We start from the raw sequence: 9,905 nt of genomic DNA on the forward strand, positions 1-9,905 counted from the left end.
GCCGGGGGGATACATGTCCGTGCGATGACGCGGGAGGGTCAGCTGTTGAGCACCTGGAAGGTGAACTGCTTCGGCCCGGAGGAGATGGTGGCTCCGGTGGAGCTGAGCACGCCGGTGACGGTGAAGGTCGCCGTGTAGGTGCCCGGGGCGTCGAATCCCCAGTTCGCGTGAGTGTGGGCTCCCGCGTTGACGTTGAGGGTGTCGGGCAGGCCGTCCCCGCTGTCGAACAGCACGGTGGGCGTGGAGCCGGAGGCGGTGTAGACGCTGAAGCCGGCCGGGCCGCTGACGTTGGTGAGCTGGAAGGACACCCGGTTGTTCTGGAAGACCCCGGACGGGACCTCCGTGGTGTTCCAGCCGGCCCACAGCAGTCCGGAAGCCTGGCTCTGCGGAAGGATCCAGGCGGTGCCACCGGTGCCGAGGAAGGACCACGCGGGCGAGGTGGGCACGTTGGTGTGCTTCGCGGCCACCGGGACCCGGAAGGTCACGTCGCTGGGGGACCGTTCGACATCGGTGGAACCGGTACCGTCCAGGACGTTGACGGTCAGGGCACCGCTCGCGTAATCGATGTCCAGCACGTCGACGTGGCCGCTGGTCAGCACCGTCGCGGCCTGGGCCGGGGAGGCGACGAGCCCGAGAAGCGCGGCCGCGGCGGCCACGGGACCCAGGAGTCTGAGGGGGGAACGCATGATGACTTCTCCTTCTGGCGCGGGTTGGTCCAGGTCCCTTTAGTTCAGGACCTTGAAGGTGTAGGTCGCCGTGCGGGAGTGCACGGCCTGACCGTTCGCGGCGAGGTGGCCGCAGAGCTTGACGCGGATCTTGTACGTACCGGCCGCGGTGAAGGCCCAGTTGGCGTGGGTGTGGTCGCCGGCGTGCAGGGTGACGGTGTCGGGCAGGCCGTCACCGCTGTTGACCAGGACGGTCTCGGGGGAACCGAACACGTCGTCGGTGTAGACGGCGAGCTTGCCGGGGCCCTGGAGGGACAGGAACTGGGCGTCCACGGTGTCGTCCCGCAGCACGCCGGACTCCAGTTCCTCGGCGCCGAACCCGGCCCACAGGAGGTCGGGGTTCTGGGCCTCGGGGAGTATCCACGCCTTGCTGCCGGGCTTGCCCAGGAAGCCGTATGCCGGATCTGCGGGCACGGTGGTCCTGGCCGCGGGGAGGGCCTGAAGCTGAACGCTCTCGGGTGCGTACTCGACCTCGTCGCCCGAGCTCTCGTCGTGCACGGCGAGTTCGAGTTCTCCGTCCTCGTAGGCCACGCCGACCACGTCGACGTGGCCCTTGCTGAGAACCACCTGGCCGGCTGCCTGCACCGGGGTCGCGGCGATCAGGGTTCCGACCATGACGCCTGCGGCCATCAGCAGGCGAACGGGATGGTGCACGGAAGGCTCCTTTCGGTGGTCTCTGGCAGACCACGTTATGCATACGATAATCATTTTCACTAGATCCGCAACTGTGTGCGCGTTCAACTCCCCTCGCGTCCGTCTGGGTTGGCGGAGTCGACCCGGCCGCCCTCTCCCGGCGTCGGCGCACTTGCGGCTCTCCTGGGGGTGGACCCCACATGATATAAAAACGGTAACCATTTTCAGTAAGCCGGGAGAAACACATGCACCGAGGGTCGCCCGATGGGCACTTGCACCGAGGGTCGCCCGATGGGAACTGCCGCCCGTTCACCCTGATCGCCTGCGCCGACTGCCAGGGACCGGGGGACCAGCGGATCAGGGACCGGCTGCGCCAGGTCGCGCGTTCCTCACCCCACGGCGTCATGGTCGCCACGGCATGCCTCGACTCGGTCCTGCGTTGCCGGGCAACCGCCGGTCTGCACGCGGCCGTTCAGCCGTGCACCACGGACCGCAGGCCCAGCGGGGGCGCCGTACTCGTCGGGCCCATCGCCACCGCCGCCGACGCGGAGGCGGTGTGTTCGTGGATCGAGACCGGTATGCGCGATGACGGCACGCTTCCGCGAGGGCTGCTCGCTCAGCCCGCCCCCCGGCGCAACGCCCACCTCGACTGAGGGCGGCCGACGTGCGCAAGGGACTGCTGAGTGTGGTCACGGGTAACACCCCGGAAGTCCGGGGCACGCTGGTCGACTCCCTGCTGCGTGCCTCTCCCGGCGCCGCGGTCCTGTCCGTGTCGGTCCACGCCACGGCCACGGGCCATCCGGTCGTCCAGCGTTGTCCGTCCGGCGTCGTTCCACGGCTGCGGGACATCGCGGCCCAGGGGACGACGGGTGACCCCGTGGTGATCCTGCGCCAGGATCTCCACGCCCTGTGGCGTGCGGCCGATCGGCCCCACGTGATTCTCGTCCTGCCCGAGAACCTCGATCTCCTGCCTCTGCTCGCTGAGTTGTGGCGCCGCCGGGTCGGCAGCGGCTCGATGGGGGACTACTACGATCCCGCCCCCGTCGTCGTCGGGGTCGACCCCGCTTCGTTCACGTACGACATCGCCTGTGTGCACCGGGCCGTGCGGCTCTGGGGCGACTGGGACGACGGGGAGCGGGTGACCCGGGCGGAAGCCGCCGCCCGACAGGTGGAGGCGGCCGACGTGCTGTTCGTTCCCGCGGCGCGGGACGCTGACGGGCAGGTGACCGGGGCCGCCGGCCTGGCGAGGCACCTCAACCCTCGGGCGAGTCTTCTGACTCCGGCCGACGGGGACGGACTTCCGCCGGCCCTGGTCCGGGTCGCACCTCCGGGACTGTGGGAGGAACGCCAGGCGTGGCTGGAACCGGTGACCATGCCGTGCCTCGCCCACGGACCCGATGGCCGCGTGGAATCCGTACTGTGGCGGGCCCGCCGTCCGCTGCACCCCGAACGGCTCTCCGCCGCGCTCGCCGAGGTGGCGCGCGGCGTGGTCCGCAGCCGTGGTCACCTCTGGCTGCCCGGCCGGCCCGACTCCATCGTCACCTGGCGTACGGCCGGGGCCCATCTGGAGCTGAGGGAGGCGGGCTCCTGGCTGGGGGCGGACAGCCCCGACGCCTGGGCCTCGGTCTCGCCCCGGCGACGGACCCTCGCTTCCTGGTTCTGGCACGACTACTACGGCGAACGACGCGACGAAATCGTCTTCACCGGAGTCGACATCGACGGTTTGCGCATCCGGGCCGCACTCGACGAGGCTCTGCTCAGCGACGCCGAACTCTCACTCGGCCGGGACGGCTGGAGGTCTCTCGCCGATCCGCTCATCCCCGGCGGCGGAAACCCGTGAGCAGGCGAAAGGCGGAAGCGCCGGCCATCCGGTGCTTCCGCCTTCCGCACGGTCGCCGTCAGCGGCTGGTGCAGGGCAGCAGGGCCATCTCCCGCGCGTTCTTGATGGCCGTGGCGAGCCGCCGCTGCTGCTGGGCCGTGACGCGGGTGACCCGGCGGCTGCGGATCTTGCCGCGGTCCGAGATGAACTTCCGCAGCAGCTCGGTGTCCTTGTAGTCGATGTAGGTGATCTCCGCGGCGTCGAGGGGGTTGCGCCGGGGCTTCAGTGGCTTGCGGGCTTCGGTGCGGCGTGCCATGAGAGTTCCTTGGATGGGTTCCGGGGTCAGGGAAGGGGTCGGTCTACGGGACGGGGTCGAGGAGTGAGTCGAACGCCTTCGGCAGGTGCTGCCAGGCTTCGCGGCCGGCCGCGTACTCCGCGTCGGTGAGGAGGCAGGATTCGAGAAGCTGCTCCAGGCCGTCGCGGTCGAGGCCGGGGGAGGTGAACACCAGGTGCTGACAGCGGTCACCGTGCTCGGGGTGCCAGTCCAGCGCCGCGGCCGCACGCCGCAGGGGCGAGACCATCTCCCAGGCCGCGTCCGGCAGCGAGGCGAGCCACGGCCCGGCGTTCTCCACGCACAGCGCGCCGCCGGCGGCGTCCCAGGAGAGCAGGGTGTCGGGGCGGTCGGCGAGCCAGAACCGCCCCCGGCTGCGGGCCGCCGCGCAGCACAGATCCTCCAGCGCCTCGTAGAGGCGTTCGGGGTGGAAGGGGCGGTGACGACGCCACACGAGGGTGGTGACCCCGGCCTCGTCGGCCTCTTGGGGGAGCAGGGCGCAGGCCGGATGCTGGGCGTCGGCCGCCGCCTCGATGTCGAAGCCGGCGAACGCGGCCTGGGCGAGTTCGCCCGAGTCGACAGCCACCCTGCGGGCGGTCGGGTGGAGTTGGGCGAGCAGAGCCCGGTCCGCGTCGTCCGCCCCCTCGCTGTCGACGAGCGCGAGAACGGGTGCGTACTCCAGCTGCCGCGCCCAGGTGTCGCCGACCGTGCGCTGGTCGCCGGGGGCGGCCGCGAGACCGGTCTCGGCCAGGTCGTCGCCGTTGGAGAGGCAGGCCAGCACGAGGGCGGGGTCGACGGCCGTGATCACGTTGGTCAGGTCCAGCGCCTCGCCCCCGTGGGTGACCACGACCTCGGCCATGGGGCCGGGCTCGACGGAGTCCCACAGCTCGACGATCGCGAGCCGCGTCAGCCCGCTTCCCGCCAGTCGCTCCAGCTCGGGAACGAGATCCTCGCGGAGGGCGCAGCAGGCGCAGTCGTTGACGAGCGGTGCGTCGCCCCGCGACAGCTCGCCCGACGCGTCCCGGACCGTGCGCCGCACCGAGCCTTCGCCCGCCGCGGCCATGTCGTGGTGGAGTGCCACGCTGCCGGGGACGGCCCGCAGCAGGCGGTGGACGACCTCCTTGCGCGCATCGGAGTGCAGCCCTCCGACGATGACGACGGGCAGGGCGGAGTCCGGCATCACTTCGCCTCGCGGCGGCCGTAGCGCCGCTCGAAGCGTTCGACGCGGCCCGCGGTGTCGAGAACGCGGGCGGTGCCCGTGTAGAAGGGGTGGCTCACATTGGAGATCTCGACGTCCACGACGGGATAGGTGTTGCCGTCCTCCCATTCGATCGTCCTGCCGCTGGTCGCGGTGGACCGGGTGAGGAAGGCGTGGCCGGCGGCCTTGTCGCGGAAGACGACGGGGCCGTACGCCGGATGGATGCCAGGCTTCATGACGTGCTCCTTCAGGGTGCGGGGGGTCAGCGTTCTTCGCGGAAGTCGACGTGCTTCCGGGCGATGGGGTCGTACTTGCGCAGAACCAGCCGGTCCGGGTTGTTCCGGCGGTTCTTGCGGGTGACATAGGTGTAGCCGGTGCCCGCGGTGGAGCGGAGCTTGATGACCGGACGTGCGTCGGTGCGTGCCATGGCCGCTACTATATTGAATATGGTTTCCATTACCAAAACTCATCGTCTGACGAGAGGTACGTGACTTCGTGTCCGCCCACTGCCAACTGACCGGCGCCCAGCCGGGATTCGGCAACCACATCTCCCACTCGCACCGGCGCACCTCGCGCCGTTTCGACCCCAACATCCAGCGCAAGCGGTACTGGCTCCCCAGCGAAGGACGGCATGTCCGCCTGACGCTGAGCGCCAGGGCGATCAAGACCGTCGACGCGATCGGCATCGAGGCAGCGGTCGCGAGGATCCGCGCCAGGGGAGGAAAGGTCTGATGGCGAAGAAGAGCAAGATCGCGCAGAACGAGAAGCGCAAGGTCACCGTCGAGCGGTACGCGGCCCGGCGGGCCGAACTGAAGGAGATCATCCGCCGGCCGTCCTCCAGCGACGCCGAACGCCGGGCGGCCGTGGCGGAACTCCGGCGTCAGCCCCGCGACGCCAGCGCCACCCGGGTGCGCAACCGGGACAGCGTGGACGGGCGACCGCGCGGCCACCTGCGGAAGTTCGGCCTCTCCCGCATCCGCCTGCGCGAGCAGGCCCATGCCGGCTTCCTGCCCGGGGTCACCAAGTCCTCCTGGTGACCGGGCTGTTCGCGTAGCGCGCAGAGCTTCGGCCGTGACCCGGCGGGGTCACGGCCGGACTTGGCCATGCCGGGAAGCGCCGCACCGGGCGGTGGGCGCCCCGGTCACTGGTGCACGTGCGCGCGCTGCCCGTCACGGTCGAAGACCATGATCAGCTCGGCCGGAGCGGCCGGCGCCGTGATCGCGTGCGGCACCATCGTCGCGAACTCCGCCGCCTCACCGGCCTCGACGTCGATCTGCCGCTCGCCCAGCCACAGCCGCACGCGTCCCTCGAGTACGAGGAACCAGTCGTGTCCCGGGTGCACCCGCTGGCCGGGCCGGCCCTCGGACGGTTCGACGCGCATCTTCATCGCGACCATCCGGCCGTCCGGCCGGCTCAGCGGCCACGTCGTCCGGGTGCCGCTGCTGTGCGCGACCGGACGGATGACCACATCGTCGTCGGTGGGCACCTCGAAGAGCACGTCGAGGCTCACCTGGAGAGCGTTGGCCAGCGGTACGAGCACATCAAGGCTGAGCGTGCGCCTCCCCGTCTCGACCCGGCTGATGGTCGACGGACTGAGGTTGGTCCGCTGGGCCAGCTCATCGAGGGAATATCCCAGGGTGGTGCGCAGACTGCGCAGGCGCGATCGTGCCAGGACTTCGATGTCGGCTGTTCCGTTCATCCTGCCATCCTGGCATCTCTTGCTAATTGTGCAAGGTGGTTTGCGCAGAACGCCGGACGCCGTACGGTCGGAGGCATGAGCACTCATCCCACGCAGAGTCGGCCGTCCGCCCACTCGGGGCGCACGAGCCACCCCTCACACCCCATCCTGCAACGGCACTGCGACGTCGCCGTGATCGGCGGTTCGGCCGCCGGTCTCGCCGCCGCGCTGCAACTCTCCCGCCAGCGGCGCGGCGTCGTGGTGGTCGATGACGGCACCCCGCGCAACGCTCCGGCCGCGCATATGCACGGCTACCTCGGGCACGAGGGGGTCGCGCCCGGCGAGCTGACGGAGACCGGGCGCGAGGAGGTACGCGCGTACGGCGGGGAGGTGCTCTCCGGCCGGGTGGTGGGGGTGCACCGTCGCGACGACGGCCGGTTCCGGCTCGACCTCACCGGCGGGCACACACTGGTGGCCCGTCGTGTCCTCGCCGCGACCGGCCTGTCGGACGAACTCCCCGCGATCGACGGCGTCGCCGGGGGATGGGGGCGCGGTGTCATCCACTGCCCGTTCTGCCACGGCTTCGAGGTGCGCGACCAGCGTGTGGTGCAGATCGTCACCCATCCCCTGGGCCTCCACCCGACCCCGCTCTTCCGGCACCTGACCGACCGGCTGACCGTCGTCCTGCACGACCCGGCCGGGCTCGACGAGGGGGCCGTGGAAGCCCTGGCCGCCTCCGGCGTCACCATCGAGCGCGCCGAGGTCGGCCGGGTCCTGACCGGGCCGGACGGCGAGGTGTCCGGCGTCGAACTCGGCGACGGGCGCGTCCTGGAGGCCGACGCCGTCGTGGTCGGCTCGCGGTTCCGGGCACGCGCCGACGTGCTGGCCGGGGCCGGCCTCACGACCACCGCCCACCCGACCGGCGCCGGCGACGTCCTCGCGGTCGACCCGCGCGGCGAGACCGCCGTACCGGGGATCTACGCGGCCGGCAACGTCACCGACCCGAGCCTGCAGGTACTGCCCTCGGCCGCCCAGGGCAGCCAGGTCGGCGCCATGATCGCCTTCAGCCTCGCGGAGGAGGACCTGCGGTCCGCCGTCCGGCACTCGGGCGAGCAGGCCGACTGGGACCACCGCTACGCGGGCCCCGACCGCGCGTGGAGCGGTAACCCCAACGGCACGCTCGTCCACGAGGCCACCGCGCTGTCCCCGGGCCGCGCGCTGGACGTCGGCACCGGCGAGGGCGCCGACGCCCTCTGGCTGGCCGAGCACGGCTGGAAGGTGACCGCCACCGACATTTCCGGCAACGCGCTCGCCCGGGTCCGCGCCGAGGCCGAACGCCGCGGGCTCGCCGTCGACCTCGTACGCGGCGACGCGGGCGATCCCGCCCCCTTCGGCACCGAGACCTTCGACCTGGTCTCCCTGCAGTACGGCTCGTTCAAACGCACGCCCGACCAGCGCGGTCTACGCAGCCTGCTCGCCGCCGTCGCACCCGGCGGCACCCTCCTCGTCGTACACCACGACCTCACCCCGCTGAGCGACCCGGTGGACGTGGCGACCCAGACCCGGATGTACGACCCGGCGGCGTTCGTAGGGGTCGACGAGATCTTTGACGCGCTCACCGCCGACCCCGGCACCTGGCGGGTCGAGATCCACGAGACCCGGCCACGGCCCGCCGGCGCGGCCAGCAGCCACCACGTCAGCGACGTCGTGCTGCGCGCGACCCGATCAGCGGTCTGATCGCACTGCCGGATCTGCCGTCGCGGCTGGGCCGGCCTGACGACGCGTCATCGTCGAGGACCGGCGCGATGCCGGCGCCGGAGTCGGCAGTGAGGGCCCGTTCTGTACGGCGGGGCCGAAGGAGGACCACCGTGTGGCCGTCTCGCCGGGCTCGCTCCCGGTGTGGTACGCCCGCGTCCACGTCGGGCGGACCTGGGCAGGGGCACCGCCTGTGACAACGTCATGTGGGCCGGCCGGTGTATTCCGGTCGGCCCACATGTTCATGCCTGTGTCCTGTCGGTCAGGCGGTGTTGAGGGTGAGGCCGTAGTAGGCCAGGGCGTCGTCCAGGGGCTGGAAGTAGGAGGATCCAGGCGCGTTCACGCTGCCGTTGCAGCGCTGGCTCGACGGGCCTCCGGAGGTCATGCCCTGGGCCTGGTTGCCCGAGACGTAGGCACCGCCGCTGTCACCTCCCTGTGTGCAGACCGAGGAGCTGCCCAGGCCGGTGACGACGGTGTCCGGCCCGCCGTTGGCGTCGGAGTACGTGACCGTCACGTTGTAGGAGTTGACCTTGCCGCACGTCCAGAAGGTGGTGCGGCCCGACTTGCAGAGGGTGGACCCGGGGGTCGCGCGCCTGCTGCCGAGCACCTTGGGCTCCGTGGCCCTGCCGTAGGTCCCCACCGCGGTGGATATCGTGTTGCCGGCATCGAGACGGGCTATGCCCATGTCGACACTGCGGGTACCCAGGGCGAAACGGGAATTGGTGGCCTGGGCGAAGCGGGTCCCCTGGTACGACAGGACCGGGAGATCCTCGACGCAGTGCCCCGCGGTGACCAGGTACTGACGGCCTGCCGAGTCGCGGGCGCCGTAGCCGACGGAGCAGACGAAACCGTCGAAGGCCATCTCCGCGCCGGGCTTGATGGTCGCCTGCGGGACGAGGCCGGGCTGGTCCGACACGACACTCACGGCGTCGCCGTAGGACCGTGCCTTGTCGAGGAAGGCGCGGGCCGGGCCGCCTTCGCTGTCGTGGACCTTCACCGTGACGGTGTCCGCGGCGAGGTCGACCTCCCAGGAACTCACTCCGGTGGGAGTTCTGGTGAGTGCGGCAGCGTCCAGCGCGGCCTTGACCCTGTTCAGTTCGTTCTCACCGTGGCGGGCAGTTCGTGCGCTCAGCCCGGCGCCTTCCACCTCTCGTGACGCCTTTGCGTTTTCCGCGTTGACGACCAGTTCTCCCTTCGCGTCGAAGAAAGCACCGTCGGTCGCCACACCCTGGCGCTGGAGCGAGGAGAGCTTTTTCTGCTGGCCGGCTTCGCGGTCAAGCCGCTCCACAGCGGCCTTTTCGCTCACACCGAGCGAGGTCGCCAGAGCGCTGGTCATACCGGCGTCGTACCGCGTGCCGGCCGCTTCGGCTGCCTGCGCGCCGGACACGATGGTTGCCGACGACAGCAGCACGCCTACGGCGAGTGTTGCGATCTTCTTCCGAGAGCTACGCAAGAGGGTCGCTCCTTCTGGGGAGCAGGAAAAACGGTCGAGGACAGTGGGGGGTTGTTGAAATGGGCATGAGTGGGCCCGAAGTGACCGTTTTCCTGGCGGTGTGCACGTTGACTACAACCGCGTTTGAATATTGAAGGACATCCACGGGAAGGGAAAAGAAAAATTCCAGCCATACGGCTGGCGGTCAGTCCGGTGCAGGAGGATATGACTTCAAAAACCGACTTTTACCCCGCGTTGCTTTTCGCTTTCCCTGGACATCCAACGCGAAAGGAGTCAGTCGGGCCGGTAAATGACGGGGGGCTGGTTTCGGAGG

General features: G+C 70.5%; 13 protein-coding genes. 5 read left to right on the plus strand and 8 right to left on the minus strand.

The window, feature by feature from the left end; all coding sequences use genetic code 11:
• Positions 1–38: 38 nt before the first annotated feature.
• Both ACFWN1_RS28685 and ACFWN1_RS28690 read right to left on the minus strand, forming a co-directional pair.
• Entirely contained in the window at positions 39–686 is a 648-nt protein-coding gene (locus tag ACFWN1_RS28685) for a choice-of-anchor M domain-containing protein (protein WP_384368077.1), read from the minus strand.
• Positions 687–725: 39 nt separating this feature from the next.
• The gene (locus ACFWN1_RS28690; protein ID WP_384368080.1) at positions 726–1,379 is read right to left on the minus strand and encodes a choice-of-anchor M domain-containing protein; all 654 of its coding nucleotides are present in this window, start codon (positions 1,377–1,379) and stop codon (positions 726–728) included.
• 251 nt (positions 1,380–1,630) lie between these two features.
• Here ACFWN1_RS28690 and ACFWN1_RS28695 point away from each other — a divergent pair, with 251 nt between their 5' ends.
• Together ACFWN1_RS28695 and ACFWN1_RS28700 are read left to right on the plus strand one after the other, a co-directional pair.
• Positions 1,631–2,011: a hypothetical protein gene (locus ACFWN1_RS28695; RefSeq protein ID WP_384368083.1), complete on the plus strand. Its 381-nt coding sequence runs from the start codon at positions 1,631–1,633 to the stop codon at positions 2,009–2,011.
• A gap of 11 nt (positions 2,012–2,022) precedes the next feature.
• Positions 2,023–3,198, plus strand: a complete 1,176-nt coding sequence (locus ACFWN1_RS28700) for a GTP-binding protein (protein WP_384368086.1) — start codon at positions 2,023–2,025, stop codon at positions 3,196–3,198.
• Positions 3,199–3,256: 58 nt separating this feature from the next.
• Here ACFWN1_RS28700 and rpsR read toward each other — a convergent pair whose 3' ends face one another.
• From rpsR to rpmG, 4 genes are read right to left on the minus strand one after another with little or no spacing between them, the layout of a single operon-like run.
• Positions 3,257–3,493: a 30S ribosomal protein S18 gene (rpsR, locus tag ACFWN1_RS28705; protein ID WP_384368089.1), complete on the minus strand. Its 237-nt coding sequence runs from the start codon at positions 3,491–3,493 to the stop codon at positions 3,257–3,259.
• A gap of 43 nt (positions 3,494–3,536) precedes the next feature.
• Positions 3,537–4,688, minus strand: coding sequence for a CobW family GTP-binding protein (locus ACFWN1_RS28710; RefSeq protein ID WP_384368091.1), 1,152 nt, complete (start codon positions 4,686–4,688; stop codon positions 3,537–3,539).
• The gene (locus ACFWN1_RS28715; RefSeq protein ID WP_384368094.1) at positions 4,688–4,942 is read right to left on the minus strand and encodes a type B 50S ribosomal protein L31; all 255 of its coding nucleotides are present in this window, start codon (positions 4,940–4,942) and stop codon (positions 4,688–4,690) included. The genes ACFWN1_RS28710 and ACFWN1_RS28715 overlap by 1 nt, the downstream gene beginning before the upstream one ends.
• A 26-nt stretch (positions 4,943–4,968) precedes the next feature.
• Complete coding sequence (gene rpmG, locus ACFWN1_RS28720; protein WP_366806222.1) at positions 4,969–5,133, minus strand: 50S ribosomal protein L33; 165 nt, start codon at positions 5,131–5,133, stop codon at positions 4,969–4,971.
• A 68-nt stretch (positions 5,134–5,201) separates the two neighbouring features.
• On the opposite strand from rpmG, the gene rpmB reads away from it, so the two are divergent.
• Together rpmB and rpsN are read left to right on the plus strand one after the other, a co-directional pair.
• Entirely contained in the window at positions 5,202–5,438 is a 237-nt protein-coding gene (gene rpmB / locus ACFWN1_RS28725) for a 50S ribosomal protein L28 (protein ID WP_384368097.1), read from the plus strand.
• On the plus strand, positions 5,438–5,743 hold the full coding sequence (gene rpsN / locus ACFWN1_RS28730; protein ID WP_384368099.1) for a 30S ribosomal protein S14: 306 nt from the start codon (positions 5,438–5,440) through the stop codon (positions 5,741–5,743). The genes rpmB and rpsN overlap by 1 nt, the downstream gene beginning before the upstream one ends.
• A gap of 104 nt (positions 5,744–5,847) precedes the next feature.
• Here rpsN and ACFWN1_RS28735 read toward each other — a convergent pair whose 3' ends face one another.
• Positions 5,848–6,405: a helix-turn-helix domain-containing protein gene (locus tag ACFWN1_RS28735; protein ID WP_384368103.1), complete on the minus strand. Its 558-nt coding sequence runs from the start codon at positions 6,403–6,405 to the stop codon at positions 5,848–5,850.
• A gap of 75 nt (positions 6,406–6,480) precedes the next feature.
• On the opposite strand from ACFWN1_RS28735, the gene ACFWN1_RS28740 reads away from it, so the two are divergent.
• Entirely contained in the window at positions 6,481–8,121 is a 1,641-nt protein-coding gene (locus ACFWN1_RS28740; protein ID WP_384368106.1) for an FAD-dependent oxidoreductase, read from the plus strand.
• 280 nt (positions 8,122–8,401) lie between these two features.
• Here the strand turns inward: ACFWN1_RS28740 and ACFWN1_RS28745 are convergent, their stop codons facing one another.
• On the minus strand, positions 8,402–9,592 hold the full coding sequence (locus tag ACFWN1_RS28745) for a S1 family peptidase (protein WP_384368109.1): 1,191 nt from the start codon (positions 9,590–9,592) through the stop codon (positions 8,402–8,404).
• Between the last annotated feature and the right edge of the window lie 313 nt (positions 9,593–9,905).

Source organism: Streptomyces sp. NPDC058459 (assembly GCF_042721685.1).
In the GTDB taxonomy this organism is placed as follows: domain Bacteria; phylum Actinomycetota; class Actinomycetes; order Streptomycetales; family Streptomycetaceae; genus Streptomyces.

Excerpts from the sequence above, each read along its gene's own strand:
- ACFWN1_RS28685 (WP_384368077.1), bottom strand. The coding sequence starts at position 686 with ATGCGTTCCCCCCTCAGACTCCTGGGTCCCGTGGCCGCCGCGGCCGCG.
- rpsR (WP_384368089.1), bottom strand. The coding sequence starts at position 3,493 with ATGGCACGCCGCACCGAAGCCCGCAAGCCACTGAAGCCCCGGCGCAAC.
- ACFWN1_RS28710 (WP_384368091.1), bottom strand. The coding sequence starts at position 4,688 with ATGCCGGACTCCGCCCTGCCCGTCGTCATCGTCGGAGGGCTGCACTCC.
- ACFWN1_RS28715 (WP_384368094.1), bottom strand. The coding sequence starts at position 4,942 with ATGAAGCCTGGCATCCATCCGGCGTACGGCCCCGTCGTCTTCCGCGAC.
- rpmG (WP_366806222.1), bottom strand. The coding sequence starts at position 5,133 with ATGGCACGCACCGACGCACGTCCGGTCATCAAGCTCCGCTCCACCGCG.
- rpsN (WP_384368099.1), top strand. The coding sequence starts at position 5,438 with ATGGCGAAGAAGAGCAAGATCGCGCAGAACGAGAAGCGCAAGGTCACC.
- ACFWN1_RS28735 (WP_384368103.1), bottom strand. The coding sequence starts at position 6,405 with ATGAACGGAACAGCCGACATCGAAGTCCTGGCACGATCGCGCCTGCGC.
- ACFWN1_RS28740 (WP_384368106.1), top strand. The coding sequence starts at position 6,481 with ATGAGCACTCATCCCACGCAGAGTCGGCCGTCCGCCCACTCGGGGCGC.